The following is a 21,358-nucleotide window of genomic DNA, read 5'->3' on the forward strand; positions in this document are numbered from 1 at the left end:
GGGCGCGTAGCCGGGCGATGGCGCCGCCTGGGCTCAGACTTGGGGCGGTTCGATCCAGAAAAAACGCTCGCCCTGGCGGACCATGTCGGCCACGCCTTCGGCGCCGATGCGGTAATCCGTACCCATCAGCGTAGCGCCGCCGTCTTCATGAATATGAATGATGGCCAGCGGGTCGTTTGCCATGGTGTACCAGTAGTACCCCGGCTTGAGATCATGCAGGTCTGTGTTCATGCTTCGAGTATACAAACTTCCCCGCGCCGTATTCAAAAAGACACATTAATCCGGCCGGGTGCCTGACATGACGCGCGCGACACGGCATACTGTTTGATGCCAAGCCCAAACCGCGCGCTGTCGGCATGCGTCGGCTGGGCAATTGCCGCAATGGCGCATATGCCTTGATCGTGAGAGGAACCGCGAGCGTATGAAAAGGCAATCACTTCAGTTCAGCGAGCCGCTTAAACAGGCAGTCTTGAGCGGTGGAAAGGTACAGAGCCGGCGCATCCTGAAGCCGCAGCCGAGCAAGCCGACCACGGTCTGGTATGCCGATGCCTCGGATTCCGGAAGATGGGTAGCCATGGGGCCTTCCCTGGACAATCCTTCCGAATTGCGCAGGACATCCAGCTGGGTGCGGTGCCCCTATGGAAAATCCGGCGAAAGCATCGTATTGACGGACGAAGCCGGCAATCCGTTCACCACGGCCGTCATCGTGGGCGTGCGCATCCAACGGCTGCAGAACCTGACCGAGGCCGATGCCCGGGCCGAAGGCATACTCGCGCTTTATCAGGCATCGTCCCTGCTGCCGGGCGTGCCGCTACAGACCGCGTTCGCGCTGACGTGGTGCGAACGCTACGGCGCACATGCCTGGGCCGCCAATCCCTGGGTCTGGGTCGTCGAATTCCGCCGCCAGCAAGCCCTGGAAGCCTGACCCCCGCCGTTTGAATGGGGCGCCCGCGCAACACCGTTACCCCGACGGCCGCGCCGATAGTGACCACCTGTAACGCTCAAGCCCGGCTTCAGGGCATTCCAGCCGATTTCAATCCATTTCAACCCCGGTTTCCCCATAGCGGGCGCCCGCTGTTGCAAGGCAGCAAGGGGCGGCCGATTTCTTTGGGGACGGTTGCGGATTGTCGCGATTGAAGGCGGGGCGCTTACCAATGGCTGGCGAAAAAGTCCGAAAATGGCATCAACGAATACTCAACTTTGCTGCGTCATGCAGTAGGCAGGTGCAATATGAAAAAATGGCTTATCGCTGGTGTTGGTGCCGCGGGTCTGCTGATTTCCAGCGCCGCCTTGGCACGCGTGGACGTCGGCATTTCCATCGGCGTCCCCGGCATCGTGTACCCGGCCCCGGTGTACGTGGCGCCCGCGCCCGTCTACGCACCGCCGCCGCCCCCGGTCTATTACCGCCCCGCCCCGGTGTACGTCGCGCCGCCGGTGGTCTATCCGGCGCCGGTCTATTACCGCGGGGGCCGTTACTACGATCGCGGCTATTACCATGGCCGCGGGCACGGACACCATCATCGCGGCCGAGGCCACGACCGCGACTGATCCGCTGCTCCTTGAATGACAAAGGCCGCTCCAGGGAGCGGCCTTTTTTTGCATTCCCCTATCGGCGACGTGCCGGCGCCTGATGGGGTTTGTTCAGGCCGGGCGAGCCTGGACGGGTTTTGCGGCGACCAGGGCGGCCGGCTGCTGCGCCGCCTGCCGGGCCTTGCCATCGGGCCAGCGCGGCGATTCCTGGACGAGATCGATCCATCGGCGCGGCGTGCTCGACCCGCGCCACCAGCCATTATGCGGACGCATGAGCAAACTCCGGTTCGCCGTTGAAGCGCACGCCATTGATACCCTGGAACAATTGCTGGCTCTCCTGCTCTGCTTCGTGCAGCGTGGTGAACGGCGCCTGCCCGGGAACGGTCCAGCATTTTTCCGGCGCGGTGCCACCGACCCGGCGGGTCCATATTTGCACGCGATAGCCCTGATCTTCCTCGCGAGCTACGGAGCATCTCACACGAAAATCTCCAATCATTCTTGAAGTCATGGACAACTCCTTGTTATATAAGTGAATGAAGCGTGTAGAACACAAAGTGTATTGTGCCGCAACTATCCGGCCCTTTTTATGGAATACACAATTGCTCACATCAAAATCAGACACTCATGCCGTCAGGTTAATAAGCCAAAACGACAGGAATATGTCCACATAATAAAAAAAAACGGAGCCCTCGGGCTCCGCCTTTTTATCCATCTGATGGAGGATGGACGCATTATTCCGCGTCAGGGTTTCAATACCGTCTGGCCGCCCATATAAGGCTGCAACGCCTCGGGAATCAGCACGCTGCCGTCGGCCTGCTGGTGGTTTTCCAGGACGGCCACCAGCGCGCGCCCGACCGCCAGGCCGGAACCATTGAGCGTATGCACGAATTCCGGCTTGCCCTGGGCATTGCGGAAACGCGCCTGCATGCGGCGGGCCTGGAAGGTTTCGCAGTTGGAAACCGACGAAATCTCGCGCCAGGTATTCTGGGCCGGCAGCCAGACTTCAAGGTCGTAGGTCTTGGCGGAGCCGAAACCCATGTCGCCCGTGCACAGCAGCACGACGCGGTACGGCAGGCCCAGCAGCTGCAGCACGCGCTCGGCGTGGCCCACCATGTCTTCCAGCGCCTCGTACGACTGGTCCGGATGCGTGATCTGCACCATTTCAACCTTGTCGAACTGGTGCTGGCGTATCATGCCGCGCGTGTCGCGGCCGCCGCTGCCAGCCTCGGAACGGAAGCAGGGCGTGTGCGCCGTAAGCTTGATCGGCAGGTCCGCGGCGGCCTGGATGGTATCCCTGGCGACACTGGTCAGGGTGATTTCGGACGTGGAGATCAGGTATTGGTCTTCACGGACGTAGGGCTTGCCCTGATCGTCCTGCTTGGGATCGTCGTCGCCGCCCCCCTTGGAGACAGCGAACATGTCGTCCTTGAACTTCGGCAGCTGGCCCGTGCCATAAAGCGTCGAGGCGTTGACGATATACGGCGTATAGCACTCCGTGTAGCCGTGCGTGCCGGTCTGCAGGTCCAGCATGAACTGCGACAGCGCGCGGTGCAGGCGGGCGATGGGGCCGCGCATGAACGAGAAGCGCGCGCCCGACAGCTTGGCGGCCATATCGAAATCCAGCCCCAGCGGCTCGCCCACGGCGACGTGGTCGCGGGCCTCGAACGGCAGGGCCGGCGGGTTGCCGTCGGCTCCCGCGGGGCCCGGCAGCCAGCGGCGCACTTCGACGTTGTCGTCGGCGGACCCGCCCTGGGGCACGCTGGCATGCGGCAGGTTGGGCACCGACATCAGCAGATCGTTGAGCGGCTGCTGCAGCGCGGCCAGTTCTTCCTCCAGCTGCTTCAGGCGCACAGGCACGGCCTGCGATTCCGCCATGACGGCGCTGGCGTCTTCGCCCTTGGCCTTGAGCTGACCGATCTGCTTGGCCAACGCGTTGCGGCGGGCTTGCAGGGACTCGGTTTCGGTCTGGACGGCCTTGCGCCGGGATTCCAGGTCGTTGAACCGTTCCGTGTCGAAGGACACGCCGCGGGTCTTGAGGCGGTCTACGACGGTTTGCAGGTCTTTGCGCAGCAGTATCGGGTCTAGCATGGTGTGGTCGGTGAGGTTGCGTGAAGCAACGGGCGGCGCCCGTTACCGTTTCCTGGCACGTTCCTGCGCGTCCAGCTCGCGCAGAAATGCCAGCTTTTGCTGGATTTTAGCCTCCAGGCCGCGATCGGTCGGCCGATAGAAGGAGGGATTCAGTCCATCCGGGAAATATTGCTCGGCGGCGGCGTAGCCGTGGGGCTCGTCGTGCGCGTAGCGATAGGCCTTGCCGTGGCCCAGCTGCTTCATCAATTTGGTGGGCGCATTGCGCAGGTGGATGGGCACCGGCGCGCTGCCGTGCTCGGCCGCGAACTTGCGCGCCTGGTTATAGGCGTTGTAGACGGCGTTCGACTTGGCCGCGCAGGCCATGTAGACCACCGCCTGCGCCAGCGCGAGCTCGCCTTCCGGCGAGCCCAGGCGCTCGTAGATGTCGGCGCCGTTCACGGCCAGGTCCGTTGCGCGGGGGTCGGCCAGGCCGATGTCCTCGACGGCCATGCGCACCAGGCGGCGCGCCAGGTACTTGGGATCCGCGCCGCCATCGATCATGCGGCAGAACCAGTACAGGGCGGCGTCGGGATTGGATCCCCGCACCGACTTGTGCAGGGCGCTGATCTGGTCGTAGAACGCGTCGCCGCCCTTGTCGAAGCGGCGCAGGTTCTGCGACAGCGAAATCTCCAGCCAGGCCGCGTCGACCGTGTCGCGGCCGGCCGCCTGCGCGGACTCCGCCACCACCTCCACGGCGCTGATGAGACGGCGCGCATCGCCATCGGCCCAGGCCGCCAGCTGTTCGCGCGCGTCGGCCTCGATGCGGATGATCTCGCCCTCTTCCCGTCCGTCGTTCAAGGCCTGCTCGGCGCGGTCGACCAGCCGTTGCAGCTCTTCGGCCGTCAGCGATTCCAGCACGTAGACGCGCGCGCGCGACAGCAACGCCGAGTTGACCTCGAACGAGGGATTTTCCGTGGTGGCGCCGATGAAGGTGAACAGCCCGCTTTCCACATAGGGCAGGAAGGCGTCCTGCTGGGCCTTGTTGAAGCGGTGCACCTCGTCGACGAAGAGGATGGTGCGGCGCCCCTGGCCCTGCGCCACCTGGGCCACGGTGACGGCGTCGCGGATGTCCTTGACGCCGCCCAGCACTGCCGAGATGGCGATGAACTGGGCGTCGAAGCCGTCGGCCATCAGACGCGCCAGCGTGGTCTTGCCCACGCCCGGCGGCCCCCAGAAGATCATGGAATGCGGACGCCCCGATTCGAACGCGACGCGCAGCGGCTTGTCCGGGCCCAGCAGGTGCGATTGCCCGACCACGTCGGACAAGGTGCGCGGACGCAGCCGTTCGGCCAGGGGCACATAAGGCCGATGCGCGGGATCGGCCGCGAAGAGATCGTTGCTCATTGGCAGCAGATGGGGGGAGACAGCAAGTAAATCAAGACAGCATTACACCATGCGAGGCCTCGTTTGGCCTCCGCTAGGCAAGCTCCGGCGGCGCGAAGCGGCGATTGGCCAGCACCGGCAGCACCTTGCGCGCATGGGCCAGGCGTTCGGGGTCGATATCGGCAAACACCAGGGCCGGCGCCTCGCCTGCCCGCGCCGTCACCACGCCCAGCGGATCCACGACCATGCTGCAGCCGATGTTGCGCTCGCCACATTCGCCCGTGGCGGCCACGTAGCACGTGTTCTCCAGCGCGCGCGCCGTGACCAGCACTTCCCAGTGCTTTTCCTTCAGGGGGCCGCGCACCCAGGCCGCCGGCAGCACCAGCAGGTCGGCGCCATCCAGCGCCAGGCGGCGGGCCAGTTCGGGGAAGCGCACGTCGTAGCAGGTCATCAGGCCGACGCGCAGCCCGGCGATGTCGAGCAAAGGCGGAATGTCGTTTCCGGGGGTGACGTTGGTGGACTCCTTCATGGTGAAGGCGTCGTACAGGTGCAGCTTACGGTACTGAGACAGGATCCGGCCGTCCCGCAGCGTGACCAGCGTATTCCATACCCGCCCCTCGCCCGTGGGGACGTGGACGCACATCATCGTCGACAGCGACGATCCCCGGCTGGCTTCCAGCAGCCGGCTGATGAAAGGGCCGTCCAGCGGCTGCGCGGCCTTCAGCACGATCTGCGGATCGGTGATGTCGCGCGCCAGGATGCCCTCGGGCAGGACCAGCAGGCCGGCGCCGCCGGCACGGGCGCGCTCCATCAGGTCGATGCAGACCTGCGCATTTTCTTCCCAGACGCGGCTGACCGCGAACTGGCCCAAAGCGACTTTCAGCATGGCTCTTCCTTTCATGGAGGCGACGGGCACGCCGCGCGTGCGCGGCATGGGCTTTTCCTTTTTTCTCTATTGTCGCGCCATCCGCGCGCGCCCGCTGACTACGGGTAACTCCTAGCTGCCGTCTGTAAATTTCTTTCAGGATAATTAAAAAACTACTGATTCAGAGTAAATATTTTCCATACCAGGCGCCCATCATGACCAACTCCTTCTCCCCCGCCGCTCCCCTGGACCCAAACGGCAAAGGCCTGGGCGCCTTCCCCGAATCCTGTACTACCGCGGACGTGGCGGCGCTGCAGTGGAACCTGCTCCGCGAAGACGTCAGCCTGCCGGTGGCCGTGCTGTATGAATCCCGCGTGCGCCACAACCTGCAATGGATGCAGCGCTTCATGGAGGCCTACCGGGTCAAGCTGGCGCCGCACGGCAAGACCACCATGAGCCCTGCCCTGTTCAAGCGCCAGATCGACAACGGCGCGTGGGGCATCACGCTGGCCACCGCGCCGCAGGTGCTGGCCGCCTACCGGCACGGCGTCCGCAAAGTCCTGATGGCGAACCAGCTGGTGGGCCGCGCCAACATGGCCATCATCGCCCAGCTCCTGCGCGATCCCGCCTTCACCTTCTTCTGCATCGTGGATTCGCCTGCCAACGCTGCTCAACTGGGGGCCTATTTCGGCGAACAGGGCCAGATCCTGCCGGTGCTGATCGAACTGGGCCCCGCCGGCGGCCGCACGGGCGTGCGCGACGACGCGCAACTGCAAGCCGTGGCCGAGGAAATCGGGCGCTGGCCGGGCCTGGCCCTGGCTGGCATCGAGGTCTACGAGGGCGTGTTGCAGGAAGAAGGCGCCATCCGCGCCTTCCTGCGCCGCGCCACGGACGCCCTGCGCGGACTGGCCGCGGCCGGCCGCCTGCGCAAGAACGGCCCGGCGCTGATCTCGGGCGCCGGCTCCGCGTGGTTCGACGTGGTCGCGGAGGAATTCTCGCAGCTCGACATCGGCGCGCCGCTGGAAATCGTGCTGCGCCCGGGCTGCTACCTGTCGCACGACGTGGGCATCTACCGCACGGCGGCCGAACGCATCAACGCGCACAATCCGGTAGCCCAAAAAATGGAGCCCGGCCTGCAACCCGCCCTCCAGGTCTGGGCCTACGTGCAGTCGCTACCCGAACCCGGCCGCGCTATCGTCGCGCTGGGCAAGCGCGACGCCGCCTTCGACGCCGGCCTGCCCACGCCCGCCCTGCTGTACCGCCCCGGCGCGCAGACGCCCGGGGCCGCCCCCGCGCACTGGAAACTCACGGCCATGATGGATCAGCACGCCTTCATGCAGATCGGCGAAGGCGACGACATCCAGGTCGGCGACATGATCGCCTTCGACATATCCCACCCCTGCCTGACGTTCGACAAATGGCGTCAGGTGCTCCTGGTGGACGAGCAGTACCGCATTACCGACGTGGCCGAAACCTTCTTCTGACAGGCCAGGCGCCCGCGCGCCCTCCCGATCCACACGCGACACCCTGTTTTTGACCCTCTGGAGAGAGAATCATGAACTTCCGCACCTCCCCGCGAGGCGGCAGGCTCAATAGCCTGCTGCTGGCCGGCGCAATTGGCTTGACCGCATTGTCGTCCCCCGCCCTCTGTGCCGCGCCGGTCAAGGGAGGAACGATCTCGGTGGCCACCATCGGCGAACCGCCGACGCTGGATCCGATGACCAGCACGGCGGATCTGGTGGGCATCCTGACCCAGCATTTCTTCGAAACGCTGTACACCTTCGACGCCAAGTGGAATCTCGCGCCGCTGCTGGCCGAAAAATTGCCGGACGTCTCCTCCGACGGGCTGACCTATACGATCCCGCTGCGCCAGGGCATTACGTTCCACGACGGCTCGAAGATGGATTCGGCGGACGTGCTGGCTTCGCTGAAGCGCTGGACCGAGACCGCCACGCGCGGCAAGATGGCCGCGAAGATCATCGCCGGCATGGAAGCGCCGGACGCCAACACGATCCGCATCACGCTCAAGGAACCCTACGCGCCCCTGACCGCCTTGCTGGCGATGAACAACAGCGCGGCCGTCATCATGCCCAAGGGCAAGATCGCGCCGGCGCTGACCGAATTCGTCGGCACCGGCCCCTATCAATTGAAGGCGCGCGTGCCGGACCAGTACATCCAGCTGGTCCGCTTCGAAGGCTACAAGCAGCGCGACGGCGAGCCCGACGGCTACGGCGGCGCGCGCAAGCAGTACCTGGACGAGATCCGCTTCGTTCCGGTGAGCAACTCCAACACCCGCGTCGAGAGCGCGGTGGCGGGCCAGTTCGACTACATCGATTCCCTGCCGGTGGAATCGCTGCCCAAGCTCAAGAACGGCCGCTCGGATCCGGTGATGCTCAAGCCCTTCGGCTGGCCGCGCCTGGTGCTCAATACCAAGCAAGGCATCATGTCCAACCTGGCCGTCCGGCAGGCCGTGCAGCTGGCGCTCAATGAAGAGGACATGCTGTACGCCGCATTCGGCGACAAGGACTTCTACAAGCTCAACGGCGACCTGTATCCCGAAGGCTACCCATGGGCCACGTCCCTGGGCGGCAAGGTCTACAACAAGGCCGACGCCGCGGCGGCAAAAAAGCTGGTGGACGGCGCCAACGTGCAGGACCGCAAGATCCGGATCCTGACCAGCCAGCAGTACGAATTCCATTACAAGATGGCGCTGGTGGCCGCCGAATACCTGAAGGCGGCCGGCTTCACCGTGGACATGCAGGTCGTGGACTGGGCCACCCTGACCCAGCGCCGCCAGGACCCGGCCGTATGGGACATCTTCATTACCCACAGCCCGTTCCTGCCCGAACCCGCGCTGATCGACTTCCCGTCCAAGGATGCTCCGGGGTGGTGGGACACGCCGCGCCGCAACCAGGTGCTGGGCGCGTTCAACCAGGCCCGTTCCCAGGAAGAGCGCGTGAAACGCTGGGCCGACGTGCAGCAGGCCGTGTATGACGAGGTGCCCTTCATCAAGGTCGGCGACTTCAACGCGCAGGCCGCGCGCTCGCCTTCGCTCCAGGGCACCAAGGCCGTGCCGTGGCCGTACTTCTGGAACGCTTGGAAGTCGGCGAAGTAGATCTGACGGATGGAGGCATGCGTAGGATGGGTGGAGCGCGGCAGTTCCTAGGCAAGAACCCAGGTCCCCAGCGCGCGAAACCCATGCGGCCGTGGGCAGACGGTGCCCTGCAGCGGCCGGAAAACACGCTCTTGCGGCCGCATGGGTTTCGCGCGCTGGCGACTTGAGTTCTTAAGAACTCTCGCTCTCCACCCATCCTACGCCCGGATATTTTTAGGACGTTCATCGTGTTGCGTTATCTCTTGAACCGCCTGGTCGGGCTGGTGGCCGTGATGTTCATCGTCGCGACCATCGTGTTCGTGATCATCCGCGTCACGCCCGGCGACCCCGCCGCCGTGATGCTGGGGCCGCAGGCCAGCCAGCAGGACATCGCCGCGCTGCGCACCCAGCTGGGGCTGGACCAGCCCCTCGCCGTGCAATACGTATCGTGGCTGGGCAAGCTCGCCCAAGGCGACCTGGGCCAGTCCATCTTCCTGAACAAGCCCGTGCTGTCGGCCCTGGCCGATCGCGCCGAACCCACGCTGCTGCTGACGCTCATGTCGCTCCTGATCGCCAGCGCCATCGCCCTGCCCGTGGGCATACTTTCCGCGGTCAAGCGCGGCACCACGCTGGATCAGTCGGTGCTGTCGTTCTCGATGTTCACTTCCAGCGTTCCCAGCTTCTGGCTTGGGTTGCTGCTGATGCAGCTATTCTCGGTGAAGCTGGGCTGGCTGCCCGTGGCCGGCTATGGCGGCCCCGACGCTTCGCTCATGACGCGCCTGTCGCACCTGATCCTGCCGGCCGTGGTGCTGGGGCTGGTGAACTCCGCGCTCATCACCCGCTTCATCCGCGCCAGCATGCTGGACGTGCTGCGCGACGACTACGTGCGCACCGCGCGCGCCAAGGGCCTGACGGAAAGCCGGGTGATCCTGAAGCACGCCGTGCGCAATGCGCTGATCCCGATCCTCACGGTGCTGGGCCTGACCACCGCGCTTCTGATCAGCGGCGCCGTCGTGACCGAGACGGTATTCGGCCTGCCCGGCGTGGGCAGCCTGGTGGTGTCGGCGGTGCTGCGCCGCGACTATCCCGTCATCCAGGGCGCGCTGCTGATCATCGCGGCCATCTACGTGCTGATCAATCTGTTCATCGACCTGCTGTACCTGCTTGTCGATCCGCGCGTCCGCTACTGAAGCCACTGACATGACAACTCCGACTACCGCTAACGCCGGCACGGATCGCTGGCAGGTGCTGCGCCTGCTGGTGGCGCGCAAGACCGTGCTGATCAGCCTGATCGTGTTGATCGTGCTGGTGGCCGCCGCGCTGCTGGCGCCTTGGATCAGCCCCTACGATCCGTTCAAGCTGTCCATCATGAACCGGCTGAAGGCGCCAGGCGCCGCGCACTGGTTCGGCACGGACGACTTCGGGCGCGACGTGTTCAGCCGCGTCATCCATGGGGGCCGCCTGTCGCTGATGGTGGGCTTTTCCGTGGTGATCGTATCCAGCGCGCTGGGGATCGCGCTGGGCCTGGCCGCCGGCTTCTTCCGCTCGGCGGACAAGTTCGTGTCGCGGCTGATCGACGCCATGATGGCCTTCCCCGACATCCTGCTGGCGATCTCGCTGGTGGCGGCGCTGGGGCCGTCGCTGATCAACGTGGTGATCGCGCTGGGCATCGTCTACACGCCGCGCCTGGCCCGCATCGTGCGCGCCTCCACGCTGGTGATCCGCGAACTGCCCTTCGTGGAAGCGGCCCGCGCGCTGGGCGTGCCCACCTGGCGCATCGTCACCGTGCATGTGCTGCGCAACCTGGTGTCGCCCATCCTGGTGCAGGGCACATTCATCTTCGCCTATGCGATCCTGGCCGAGGCCGGGCTGTCGTTTCTCGGCGTCGGCGTATCGCCCGACATTCCCACCTGGGGGACCATGATCAACGCAGGCCAGCAATACATGGGATCGGCCGACTGGATCATGATCTTCCCCGGCATCGCCATCGTGCTGTCCGTCTTGTCGCTGCAATTGGTGGGCGACGGACTGCGCGACGTCCTCGACCCGCGCCTGCGCAAGGAGCTGTAATCATGACCGCAAGCACCCGAGACATCGTGCTGTCAGTGGAAGGGCTCAAGACCTGGTTCCACAGCCGCGACGGTATCGCCAAATCCGTGGACGGCGTCACCTTCGACCTGGCGCGCGGCGAAACGCTGGCCATCGTGGGCGAGTCGGGCTCGGGCAAGTCCGTGACCAGCCTGTCCATCATGGGCTTGCTTCCCAAGCCCGCGGGCCGCATCGAAGGCGGCAGGATCCTGTTCCGCGATCGCCAGGGCATGCGGCACGATCTGGCGCAGGCCTCTCCGGCCACGCTGCGCCGCATCCGCGGGGCCGAGATCGCCATGATCTTCCAGGAGCCCATGACCAGCCTGAACCCGCTGTACACGGTGGGCGACCAGATCGCCGAAGCCGTGCTGCAGCACGAAGGCGGCTCCTACGCGGCGGCGATGCAGCGCGCCCGTGAAATGCTGGAGCGGGTGGAGATCCCGGCCGCCGACCGTCGCGTCAACGAATACCCGCACCAGATGTCGGGCGGCATGCGGCAGCGCGTGATGATCGCGCTGGCCCTGGCCTGCAATCCCGCCGTGCTGATCGCCGACGAACCCACCACCGCACTGGACGTCACCGTGCAGGCGCAGATCCTGGACCTGCTGCGCCGGCTGCAGGCCGAGATGAACATGAGCATCCTGTTCATCACTCACAACCTGGGCGTGGTGGCCGAGATCGCGCATCGCGTGGCGGTGATGTACGCGGGGCGCGTGGTCGAGGACGCTGGCGTCTATGAACTGTTCGAGCAGCCCACGCATCCCTATACGCGCGGTTTGCTTTCCTGCATACCCACCGCCGCCCTGCTGGCTTCGGGCGAGCGCCTGCGCGCGATCCCTGGAAACGTGCCCAGCGTGCTGTCGCTGCCGCCCGGCTGCACCTTCGCGCCGCGCTGCCCGCTCGCCGCCAGCGACTGCCTCGCCGCCGTGCCCGAACTCGTGCCGGTGCGGACCGAACACCGCGCGCGCTGCATCAAGGTGAATCCGATATGACGAGTAGACCAGACCCCGTCCGCGCCGAAGAGCCGCTGGTGCGGATCCAGGACCTGAAGGTCCATTTCCCCACCTCGTCGGCGCGCAACGCGCCCGTGGTGCGCGCGGTGGACGGCGTCAGCTTCGACGTCCCGCGCAATACCATCGTCGGCCTGGTCGGCGAATCCGGTTCGGGCAAGACCACCACCGGCCGCGCGCTGCTGCGCCTGTTCGCCCCGACCGCCGGCCGCATCCTGTTCGACGGCCAGGACATCACCACGCTGTCCGAGAAGCAGATGCTGCCGTGGCGCCGCCGCATGCAGATCGTGTTCCAGGATCCATACGCCAGCCTCAACCCGCGCATGACCGTGGCCGAGATCCTGGGCGAGGCGCTGGATACCCACAAACTGGCGCAGCACCGCCGCCCGGCCCGCATCGGGGAACTGCTTGAGCGCGTGGGTCTGAACGCCGACCATGCCCGGCGCTATCCCCACGAATTCTCCGGCGGCCAGCGCCAGCGCATCGGCATCGCGCGCGCCTTGGCGGTAGAACCGGACTTCATCGTGGCCGACGAGCCGGTATCCGCCCTGGACGTGTCGGTGCAGGCGCAGGTGCTGAACCTCCTGCAGGACCTGCAGCGCGATCTGGGCCTGACCATGCTGTTCGTGGCCCATGACCTGGCCGTGGTGGACTATCTGTGCGACGAGGTCGTGGTGATGTACCTGGGCCGCGTCATGGAGCGCGGGCCGACCCGCGAGGTATACGCCCGCCCCAGGCACCCCTACACCCGCGCGCTGCTGTCCGCCGCGCCCGTGCCGGATCCCCGCGCCCCGCGCTCGCGTATCCTGCTCAAGGGCGACATCCCCAGCCCGGTCAATCCGCCCACCGGCTGCGTATTCCGCACCCGCTGCCCGCACGCGATCGAGGCCTGCGGGACAATCGAGACACAGGCCGTCGCCGTCGGCCCGGGCCACTACGCGGCCTGTTCCCGCCTCGACGCCCCCGAACTGGCCCAGTGACCCAGGAACTCCCATGAATATCATCCGCGACATCGTCTTCCAGATACGCAGTCGGCGGGACGCTTTGAGCGTGACCGAACGCAAGGTTGCCGACGCCATCCTCGACGACATCATCTGGAGCGCCAGCGCCACCGTCGACCAGCTCGCCGCCAAGGCGGGCGTCAGCATCGCCACCATCTCGCGCTTCGCCCGCACCGTCGGCTGCGACGATACGCGCGACCTGAAGATGAAGCTGGCGCAGGCCAGCACGGTGGGCAGCCGCTTCCTGGATCCGAGCGCCCCCGCCGAGGAAAGCACTTTCTACGCTCGTATCTACGGCGACATCGAAAGCACGCTGCGCGCCCACCTGCCCGTCTTCACGGAGCAACTGTTCGAAACGGCCGCCGCCGCCCTGGACGGGGCCCGCATGATCTATGTGTTCGGCATGGGCGGAGCCTCCGCCGTGCTGGCTCAGGAAGTCCAGTCGCGCCTGGTGCGGCTGGGTTACCCCATCGCGGTCTACAGCGATGCCGTGCTGCTGCGCATGGTCGCGGCCACGCTGGACGAGCGTGACGCCGTGCTGGTGCTGTCGGCCTCGGGCCTGACGCCCGAGATCGTGGGGGCGGCCCGCATCGTGAAGCAATACCGCGCGCGCCTGGTCGCCATCACGGATACGACCTCCGAGCTGGCCAGGCTCGCCGACGTGGTGCTCCCGATCCGGACGGACGAAACGGACTTCATCTACAAACCCTCGGCCTCGCGCTACGCCATGATGCTCGCGATCGACCTGCTCTCCACCGAACTGGCCATGCTGAACCAAGAAGAAAACCGCGAACGCCTGCGCCGCATCAAGCTGGCGCTGGACGAGCACCGCGGCGGCCCGAATCGCTTGCCGCTGGGCGATTGAACCTGGAACAAAAGATGTACGACACCCTCATCGGCAACGTGCTGGTCCTGGACGGCTCCGGCGACGCCGGATACCACGCCAGCGTCGCGCTGGCCGGCGGCCGCATCGCCGCGATCGGCGAACTGCCCGGCGCGCCCGCGCGCCAGATCATCGACGGCACGGACCTGGCGCTGGCTCCGGGTTTCATCGACGTGCACACCCATGACGACACGAACGTGATCCGCACCCCGGGCATGCTGCCGAAGCTGTCCCAGGGCGTGACCACGGTGGTGGTGGGCAATTGCGGCATCAGCGCATCGCCCGTGACCCTGCGCGGAGAACCTCCGGATCCGATGAATCTGCTGGGCCAGCGGGAAGACTTCAGCTACCCGACGTTCGCGCACTACACACGGGCCATCGAGGCCGCGCGGCCCGCCGTCAACGTCGCGGCGCTGGTGGGCCACACCGCGCTGCGCAGCAACCACATGGACCGGCTGGACCGGCCCGCCACGCGCGACGAGGTGCTGGCGATGCGCGCCCAGTTGCGCGACGCGCTGGCCCACGGCGCCATCGGCCTGAGCACCGGCCTGGCCTATGCCTCCGCATTCGAGGCGGACACGGACGAAGTCAAATTGCTGGCGGAAGCGCTGGATGAATTCGGCGCGCTCTACACCACGCACCTGCGCTCGGAATTCGCCGCCATCCTGGATGCCATGCAGGAGGCTTTCGACATCGCGCGGCATGCCCGCGTGCCGGTGGTGGTATCGCACCTGAAGTGCGCCGGCGCGGGCAACTGGGGCCGCACCCGGGAAGTGCTGTCCACGCTGGAAACCGCGGGCCGGCTGCAGCACGTGGGCTGCGACTGCTACCCCTACTCCGCCAGTTCGTCCACGCTGGATCTGAAGCAGGTCACGGACGAGTTCGACATCGACATTACCTGGTCCGTGCCGCATCCCGAGCAGGCCCGCCGCAAGCTGGCCGCCATCGCCGCCGACTGGGGCGTGAGCCTGATGGAGGCGGCCGCGCGCCTGCAGCCGGCCGGGGCGGTGTACCACAACATGGACGAGGAAGACGTGCGCCGCGTGCTGTCGCACCGGCTCACCATGGTGGGATCCGACGGCCTGCCCAACGATCCGATGCCGCATCCGCGGCTCTGGGGCGCCTTCCCTCGCGTGCTGGGCCATTACAGCCGGGAGGTGGGCCTGTTTCCGCTGGCCGAGGCGGTCCACAAGATGACCGGCCTGTCCGCGGCGCGCTTCGGCCTGGCCGAACGCGGCCTGGTGCGCGAGGGCTATCACGCGGACCTGGTGCTGTTCGACCCCGCCACCGTCATCGACCGCGCGACCTTCGCGGCGCCGGTGCAGACGGCCGCGGGCATAGAGGCAGTGTGGGTCAATGGCGCGCTGTCGTACCGGCACGGTCAACCCACCGGCGATCGCGCCGGCCGCTGGCTGCCCCGCACCGGCGACCTGAGAAAGAATTACTAACCGGACGCCCGGCGCCCCGCGCGTCCGGCGCCTGTCGAATCCATCCCCCAAGGAGCCCCCATGACCACTACCCCCACTCCCGACAAGAACGGCATCACGCGCTACGGCGTCGCTGGCGGCACCGGCCAGGGCGGCTCGCACATGCCCTTCGCCCGCGCGGTCGCCGCCGACGGCTGGCTGCAGGTATCCGGCCAGGTGCCGATGGAAAACGGAGAAGTCATCGAAGGCGGCATCGTCGCGCAAAGCCACAAGGCCATCCAGCAGGTGCTGGCCATCCTGAAGGAAGCGGGCTACGGACCCGAACACGTCGTGCGCTGCGGCGTGTGGCTGGACGATGCGCGCGACTTCGCATCGTTCAACAAGGTGTTCAGGGAATACTTCGGGGAAAATCCCCCCGCCCGCGCCTGCGTGCAGTCGTCGCTGGTGGTGGACGCCAAGGTCGAAGTGGACTGCGTGGCGTATAAGAGCCCCCACGCCGCGCCCACTAACGTGGGCTAGCTGCCCCCCCAAGGGGGCTGGCCCGCCTTGGGACGGCCCGGCGGCGGGGCGGAGCCCCCACGCCGCGCCCACTAACGTGGGCTAGCTGCCCCCCCAAGGGGGCTGGCCCGCCTTGGGACGGCCCGGCGGCGGGCCGGCGCCCCCACGCCGCGCCCACTGACGTGGGCGAGCTGCCCCCCAAGGGGGCTGCCCCGCCTTGGGACGGCCCGACGGCGGGGCGGAGCCCCCACGCCGCGCCCACTGACGTGGGCGAGCTGCCCCCCAAGGGGGCTGCCCCGCCTTGGGACGGCCCGGCGGCGGGGCGGAGCCCCCACGCCGCGCCCACTGACGTGGGCTAGCTGCCCCCCAAGGGGGCTGGCCCGCCTTGGGACGGCCCGGCGGCGGGGCGGAGCCCCCGCGCCGCGCCCACTGACGTGGGCGAGCTGCCCGAGGTTTCAGGTGTCTGACACCATGGGCAAGGCGCTTGCTACATCTTCACCACGTCGACGCCCTTGGGCGCGACGAATTCGAATTCCTTGGCGGGAAGCCGCGGATTGGCGGAGATGCCGGACAGGTCTACGCGGGTTGTCTGGCCGAACGAATCCAGCAGCTCCACGCGCACGGGCAGGTTGTCTTTCATGCCGATGTCCACCCGCGAGAAGCCCGCGTCCGCGGTGCGCGGCTTGGCGCGCAGCCATTCGACACCGTCCTTGGCCGGCAGGGCCGACACGTCGAACGACTGTTCGAGCGAGCCCGAACCGAACAGAATGGCGGCGGGCGAAGTGCCGATGGCGGCGTCCACCTTGCGCTCGGTCACCTGGGCCAGGTCGGGATCGAACTGGAACACCTTGCGGCCGTCGGAAATGACCAGCTGCTCATAGGGCTTTTGCACCGCCCACTTGAACTTGCCGGGGCGCTGGAACGAAAACACGCCGGTCTGGGCCGGCTGCGTGCGGCCCTGGTTGTTCACCGTGTACTGCGAGAACGAACCGGTGGCGGCCGTGACCGTGGCCACGAAGGCGCGCAATTGCTCCTGCGCGCTGGCTGCCAGCGCCATGGCGGGCGCCAGGGCCAGGGCCGCGACGGCGGCCAGTCGGCGAAACGTCTTCATCAGGCTTCCTCTCGGGCGGCTGCCGCGGGAACGAGGATCTCGCGGTTACCATTGGACTGCATCGCCGACACCATACCCGATTGCTCCATCTGCTCCAGTAACCGCGCCGCACGGTTGTAACCAATCCGCAGGTGGCGCTGCACCAGCGAAATGGACGCGCGGCGATGCTTGAGCACCACTTCGCAGGCCTGGTCGTACATCGGATCGGATTCGGCGTCGCCACCGATGCCGGTGACGCTGCTGGCGCCTTCGCCGTCTCCGTCCAGGCCGCCTTCCAACAGGCCTTCGATGTAATTGGGCTCGCCCTGCGCCTTCAGGCTCTCCACCACGCGGTGCACTTCGTCGTCGTTCACGAAGGCGCCGTGCACGCGCACCGGCAGGCCGGTGCCCGGCGGCATGTAGAGCATGTCGCCCTGGCCCAGCAGGGTTTCCGCCCCCATCTGGTCAAGAATGGTGCGCGAGTCGATCTTGGATGACACCTGGAACGCGATGCGCGTCGGGATGTTTGCCTTGATCAGGCCGGTGATGACGTCCACGCTGGGGCGCTGGGTGGCCAGGATCAGGTGGATGCCGGCGGCGCGCGCCTTCTGTGCCAGGCGGGCGATCAGCTCTTCGATCTTCTTGCCCACGACCATCATCAGGTCGGCCAGTTCGTCGATGACCACCACGATGGTGGGCAGCGGCGCCAGGGGTTCGGGCTCGTCGGGAGTCAGCGAGAACGGATTGGGGATCGGCTCTTCGCGCTTGATCGCGTCGCGGATCTTGGTGTTGTAGCCCGCCAGGTTGCGCACGCCCATCTTGCTCATCAGGCGGTAGCGCTTTTCCATTTCGCCCACGCACCAGTTCAGCGCGTTGGACGCCTGGCGCATGTCCGTGACGACGGGCGCGAGCAGGTGCGGAATCCCCTCGTAGACGCTCATTTCCAGCATCTTCGGATCGATCAGGATCAGGCGCGTGTGGGACGCGTCCGCCTTGTACAGCAGCGACAGGATCATGGCGTTGATCCCGACCGATTTGCCCGAACCGGTCGTGCCCGCCACAAGCAGGTGGGGCATCTTGGCCAGGTCGGCCACCACCGGGTTGCCGGCGATGTCCTTGCCCAGCGCCATCGTCACGACGGAATGGCTGGCATGATAGGTCTGCGAACCCAGGATCTCGGACAGGCGCACCATCTGGCGGCGCGGGTTCGGCAATTCCAGGCCCATCAGGTTCTTGCCGGGAATGGTCTCCACCACGCGGATGCTGACCAGGCTCAGCGCCCGCGCCAGGTCCTTGGCCAGGTTGACGATCTGGCTGCCCTTCACGCCGGTGGCCGGCTCGATTTCGTACCGCGTGATGACCGGTCCGGCCTGCGCCGCCACCACCGTGACGGACACGCCGAAGTCGGCCAGTTTCTTTTCGATCAGGCGCGAGGTGAATTCGATGGTCTCGGCCGACACCGTTTCCTGATTGGCCTGCGGCGGATCCAGCAGACTGATGGCCGGCAGGTCGCCTTCGGCGCCGCCCGAGGGCGCGAAGAACAGCGACTGCTGCTTTTCCTTTTCGACGCGTTCGGACTTGGGCACCACGGTAATGGCGGGCTCGATCCGCACCGGCTGCTCGTGGACCAGCTTTTCCTGCTTGGCCACGACCTGTTCGGTGCGCACGGCCTTGGCCACCTCGCCGACCTTGCGGTCTTCGCGGGCGGCGTAGGAATTGCGGATGCGGCGCACCAGGCCTTCCAGCCACGAACCGACCCGTTCGGCGACGGACAGCCACGAGAACGAGAAGAACAGGCTCAGGCCGATCGCCACCATGACGAGGAATGCCAGCGTGCTGCCGGTGAAGCCGATGCTGCGGCCGATCAGGTCGGCCAGGGTCTGGCCGATGACGCCGCCCGCGCCGCTGGCGCTTTCCGAGGCTCCCGGCAGGTGCGTGCCCCGGCTGGCCAGGCGCAGGGCTTCCATGCCCAGGGAACCGACCAGCAGCAGGAAAAAGCCGATGCCCTCTTCCCAGTGGACGCGAGGCAGCACTTCCGGTTGCTTACCATTCGTAACGCGCAAATGGCTGGCCAGGCGGCGGTACCCCGCGCGCACGCGGTGCAGCAGCAGGACGACCCACCACCAGGCGGAAAAGCCGAACAGATAGAGGAGAATGTCCGCCAGGTAGGCGCCCAGGGTGCCGCCACGGTTGTGGATGGCCCCGGCGGGGACGGAGTGCGACCAACCTGGGTCGGACGGGCTCCAGGTGGCGAGCACCAGGGTGAGCCACGCCGCCAGCGCGGCGAAGAGGATCCAGCGGGCTTCGCGCAGCAACGCGGAAAGACGCGTCTGCAGGGGCGAGGGCCCGTTTCGGGTATTGCGCGAGGCGCGCGGAGAAGCAGTCGAGATACGCGGCATGCGGCTCATTATAATTGGGCGTTAACCTAAAGATACCCGCCCATGTCCACGCCTACGCACGCTAAAGTTTTGATACTCGGTTCCGGCCCCGCCGGTTACACGGCGGCCGTCTATGCGGCACGCGCCAATCTGAGCCCCGTTCTTGTTACAGGTCTGGCCCAAGGCGGCCAGCTCATGACCACCACGGACGTCGACAATTGGCCGGCGGACGCGGACGGCGTGCAGGGTCCGGACCTGATGCAGCGCTTCCAGAAGCACGCCGAGCGCTTCAACACCGAGATGCTGTTCGACCACATCGCCAAGGTGGACCTGTCCAAGCGTCCGTTCACCCTGACGGGCGACACCGGCAAGGTCTATACCTGCGACGCCCTGATCATCGCCACCGGCGCCTCGGCCAAGTACCTGGGCCTGCCCTCCGAACAATCCTTCATGGGCCGCGGCGTGTCGGGCTGCGCCACCTGCGACGGCTTCTTCTACCGCAACCAGGACGTGGTCGTGGTGGGCGGCGGCAACACCGCCGTGGAAGAGGCCCTGTACCTGTCCAACATCTGCCGCAAGGTCACCCTGATCCACCGCCGCGACAAGTTCCGCGCGGAACCCATCCTGGTCGACAAGCTGATGAGCAAGGTCGAGAACGGCAACATGGAACTCAAGCTGTTCCATACGCTGGAAGAAGTGCTGGGCGACGACAGCGGCGTTACCGGCGTGCGCGTACGCCACGTGGACACCGGCGTCACCGAGGACATGGCGGCCACCGGCGCGTTCATCGCCATCGGCCACCAGCCCAACACCGAGATCTTCCAGGGCCAGCTCGAAATGAAGGACGGCTACATCGTCACCAAGAGCGGCCTGTCCGGCATGGCCACGATGACCTCCGTCCCGGGCGTGTTCGCCGCCGGCGACGTCCAGGACCACGTCTACCGCCAGGCCATCACCAGCGCCGGCACGGGCTGCATGGCCGCGCTGGACGCACAACGGTGGCTGGAGAATGCGGGGCAGTAAGGTCGGCCTGGCCGACCTGAAACGCCTGAAGAAAGACCTCCAGGAAGAGCGCGAGCGCGCCGCGCTCGCGTCCCGGGTGGCGGCGGTCCGCAAGGCCGAGGCCGCCCCCGTGGACGCGATGGCGGCGTTCAAGCGCAGCATGCAATCGGTCACGCCGCTCAAGCAATCCGCCCGCGTGGAGCACAAGCCGGCGCCGCAGCCCTCGCCAGCGTTGCGCCGCGCCAACGCGCTGGGCGAAACGCCCTCCCGCGCGGACGCCGGCGTCTCCGACGGCGGGGAAATCACGCACCTGCTGTCGGAAGGCGGCACCGCCTTCGTGCGCAGCGACGCCGCCCCCGACACCGCGCGCAATCTGCGCCGCGGCCAATGGCGCGCCGGCGCCGAGCTGGACCTGCACGGGCTGCGCGTGGAGCAGGCCCGCCACGCATTGCTGTCGTTCCTGGATGAATGCCTCGAGCACGGCATCCGCTGCGTGCGCATCGTGCACGGCAAGGGCTACGGCTCGCAGGGGCTGGAACCGGTCCTGAAGGACAAGGCGCGCACCTGGCTCGTCCAGAAGAACGACGTGCTGGCGTTTTCCGAAGCGCCCGAGCGCGAAGGCGGCGCGGGCGCCCTGCTGGTGCTTCTGCGGCAATCGGAAGGGTCCCGCAAATGAAATGGCTTTATCTGGGCGTGGCGATCATCGCGGAGATCTTCGCGACGAGCGCGCTCAAGGGGTCCGAAGGCTTCACCCGCCTGATGCCGTCCCTCGTCACGGTGTTCGGCTACCTGGTCTCGTTCTATTTCCTGTCGCTGACTTTGCGCGAGATCCCGGTGGGCATCGCGTACGCGATCTGGTCCGGCGTCGGCATCGTGCTGATCTCCATCGTGGGCGCGGTGCTGTTCAAGCAGCACCTGGACACCCCGGCGCTGATCGGCATCGGCCTCATCATCGCCGGCGTGGTGGTGATGAACGTGTTCTCGAAATCCGTCTCGCATTGACGGCCTAGGCGGCGTCGCCGTATATCGGCTGACGCGCCGC

General features: G+C 66.7%; 22 protein-coding genes. 14 read left to right on the forward strand and 8 right to left on the reverse strand.

All coding sequences use genetic code 11. The annotated features are described in order from the left end of the window. Nucleotides 1-33: 33 nt before the first annotated feature. Nucleotides 34-231, reverse strand: coding sequence for a hypothetical protein (locus ACN6PJ_RS05985; protein WP_043543675.1), 198 nt, complete (start codon nt 229-231; stop codon nt 34-36). A 190-nt stretch (nt 232-421) separates the two neighbouring features. Between ACN6PJ_RS05985 and ACN6PJ_RS05990 the strand changes: the two genes are divergently transcribed. Both ACN6PJ_RS05990 and ACN6PJ_RS05995 read left to right on the forward strand, forming a co-directional pair. Further along, on the forward strand, nt 422-925 hold the full coding sequence (locus ACN6PJ_RS05990; RefSeq protein WP_427994976.1) for a hypothetical protein: 504 nt from the start codon (nt 422-424) through the stop codon (nt 923-925). 305 nt (nt 926-1,230) lie between these two features. Further along, nucleotides 1,231-1,548, forward strand: coding sequence for a virulence factor (locus tag ACN6PJ_RS05995; RefSeq protein ID WP_427994977.1), 318 nt, complete (start codon nt 1,231-1,233; stop codon nt 1,546-1,548). 93 nt (nt 1,549-1,641) lie between these two features. Here ACN6PJ_RS05995 and ACN6PJ_RS06000 read toward each other — a convergent pair whose 3' ends face one another. The 5 genes from ACN6PJ_RS06000 to ACN6PJ_RS06020 form a co-directional block, all read right to left on the reverse strand. Then, complete coding sequence (locus tag ACN6PJ_RS06000) at nt 1,642-1,803, reverse strand: hypothetical protein (RefSeq protein ID WP_427994978.1); 162 nt, start codon at nt 1,801-1,803, stop codon at nt 1,642-1,644. Next, nucleotides 1,790-2,038: a hypothetical protein gene (locus ACN6PJ_RS06005; protein ID WP_427994979.1), complete on the reverse strand. Its 249-nt coding sequence runs from the start codon at nt 2,036-2,038 to the stop codon at nt 1,790-1,792. The genes ACN6PJ_RS06000 and ACN6PJ_RS06005 overlap by 14 nt, the downstream gene beginning before the upstream one ends. A 233-nt stretch (nt 2,039-2,271) precedes the next feature. Then, entirely contained in the window at nt 2,272-3,618 is a 1,347-nt protein-coding gene (serS, locus tag ACN6PJ_RS06010; protein ID WP_427994980.1) for a serine--tRNA ligase, read from the reverse strand. Nucleotides 3,619-3,660: 42 nt separating this feature from the next. After that, nucleotides 3,661-5,001, reverse strand: a complete 1,341-nt coding sequence (locus ACN6PJ_RS06015) for a replication-associated recombination protein A (protein WP_427994981.1) — start codon at nt 4,999-5,001, stop codon at nt 3,661-3,663. A 73-nt stretch (nt 5,002-5,074) separates the two neighbouring features. Next, entirely contained in the window at nt 5,075-5,866 is a 792-nt protein-coding gene (locus tag ACN6PJ_RS06020; protein WP_427994982.1) for a deaminated glutathione amidase, read from the reverse strand. A gap of 194 nt (nt 5,867-6,060) precedes the next feature. On the opposite strand from ACN6PJ_RS06020, the gene ACN6PJ_RS06025 reads away from it, so the two are divergent. From ACN6PJ_RS06025 to ACN6PJ_RS06065, 9 genes are all read left to right on the forward strand, one after another. After that, on the forward strand, nt 6,061-7,329 hold the full coding sequence (locus tag ACN6PJ_RS06025) for an amino acid deaminase (RefSeq protein ID WP_427994983.1): 1,269 nt from the start codon (nt 6,061-6,063) through the stop codon (nt 7,327-7,329). A gap of 71 nt (nt 7,330-7,400) precedes the next feature. After that, nucleotides 7,401-8,960: an ABC transporter substrate-binding protein gene (locus tag ACN6PJ_RS06030; RefSeq protein WP_427994984.1), complete on the forward strand. Its 1,560-nt coding sequence runs from the start codon at nt 7,401-7,403 to the stop codon at nt 8,958-8,960. A 227-nt stretch (nt 8,961-9,187) separates the two neighbouring features. Next, the gene (locus ACN6PJ_RS06035) at nt 9,188-10,129 is read left to right on the forward strand and encodes an ABC transporter permease (protein WP_043543687.1); all 942 of its coding nucleotides are present in this window, start codon (nt 9,188-9,190) and stop codon (nt 10,127-10,129) included. Between the two features lie 10 nt (nt 10,130-10,139). Further along, a complete protein-coding gene (locus ACN6PJ_RS06040) occupies nt 10,140-11,009 on the forward strand; it encodes an ABC transporter permease (protein WP_427994985.1) in 870 nt (289 codons plus the stop codon). Nucleotides 11,010-11,011: 2 nt separating this feature from the next. Beyond that, nucleotides 11,012-12,019, forward strand: a complete 1,008-nt coding sequence (locus ACN6PJ_RS06045) for an ABC transporter ATP-binding protein (protein WP_427994986.1) — start codon at nt 11,012-11,014, stop codon at nt 12,017-12,019. Next, nucleotides 12,016-13,017 carry an ABC transporter ATP-binding protein gene (locus ACN6PJ_RS06050; protein ID WP_427994987.1) on the forward strand — a complete coding sequence of 334 codons (1,002 nt, stop codon included), beginning with the start codon at nt 12,016-12,018 and terminating at the stop codon, nt 13,015-13,017. The genes ACN6PJ_RS06045 and ACN6PJ_RS06050 overlap by 4 nt, the downstream gene beginning before the upstream one ends. A gap of 13 nt (nt 13,018-13,030) precedes the next feature. Continuing rightward, complete coding sequence (locus ACN6PJ_RS06055) at nt 13,031-13,903, forward strand: MurR/RpiR family transcriptional regulator (RefSeq protein ID WP_427994988.1); 873 nt, start codon at nt 13,031-13,033, stop codon at nt 13,901-13,903. Nucleotides 13,904-13,917: 14 nt separating this feature from the next. Then, nucleotides 13,918-15,369, forward strand: coding sequence for an N-acyl-D-amino-acid deacylase family protein (locus ACN6PJ_RS06060; RefSeq protein ID WP_427994989.1), 1,452 nt, complete (start codon nt 13,918-13,920; stop codon nt 15,367-15,369). A gap of 60 nt (nt 15,370-15,429) precedes the next feature. Continuing rightward, nucleotides 15,430-15,867, forward strand: coding sequence for a RidA family protein (locus ACN6PJ_RS06065; RefSeq protein WP_427994990.1), 438 nt, complete (start codon nt 15,430-15,432; stop codon nt 15,865-15,867). 466 nt (nt 15,868-16,333) lie between these two features. On the opposite strand, the gene lolA is transcribed toward ACN6PJ_RS06065, so the two are convergent. Together lolA and ACN6PJ_RS06075 are read right to left on the reverse strand one after the other, a co-directional pair. After that, nucleotides 16,334-16,957, reverse strand: a complete 624-nt coding sequence (gene lolA / locus ACN6PJ_RS06070) for an outer membrane lipoprotein chaperone LolA (protein ID WP_427994991.1) — start codon at nt 16,955-16,957, stop codon at nt 16,334-16,336. Then, nucleotides 16,957-19,335, reverse strand: coding sequence for a DNA translocase FtsK (locus ACN6PJ_RS06075; RefSeq protein WP_427994992.1), 2,379 nt, complete (start codon nt 19,333-19,335; stop codon nt 16,957-16,959). Before ACN6PJ_RS06075 ends, lolA begins: the two co-directional genes overlap by 1 nt. Nucleotides 19,336-19,377: 42 nt before the next feature. Here ACN6PJ_RS06075 and trxB point away from each other — a divergent pair, with 42 nt between their 5' ends. Genes trxB through ACN6PJ_RS06090 form a run of 3 tightly spaced genes read left to right on the forward strand, consistent with a single transcriptional unit; the run spans nt 19,378 to nt 21,318 of the window. Then, the gene (gene trxB / locus ACN6PJ_RS06080; protein ID WP_427994993.1) at nt 19,378-20,337 is read left to right on the forward strand and encodes a thioredoxin-disulfide reductase; all 960 of its coding nucleotides are present in this window, start codon (nt 19,378-19,380) and stop codon (nt 20,335-20,337) included. Beyond that, the gene (locus tag ACN6PJ_RS06085; RefSeq protein ID WP_427994994.1) at nt 20,324-20,992 is read left to right on the forward strand and encodes a Smr/MutS family protein; all 669 of its coding nucleotides are present in this window, start codon (nt 20,324-20,326) and stop codon (nt 20,990-20,992) included. Before trxB ends, ACN6PJ_RS06085 begins: the two co-directional genes overlap by 14 nt. Further along, nucleotides 20,989-21,318, forward strand: a complete 330-nt coding sequence (locus tag ACN6PJ_RS06090; RefSeq protein WP_427994995.1) for a DMT family transporter — start codon at nt 20,989-20,991, stop codon at nt 21,316-21,318. The genes ACN6PJ_RS06085 and ACN6PJ_RS06090 overlap by 4 nt, the downstream gene beginning before the upstream one ends. The last annotated feature ends 40 nt before the right edge of the window (nt 21,319-21,358 follow it).

Source organism: Achromobacter sp. (assembly GCF_050285585.1).
Lineage (GTDB): Bacteria > Pseudomonadota > Gammaproteobacteria > Burkholderiales > Burkholderiaceae_B > Achromobacter.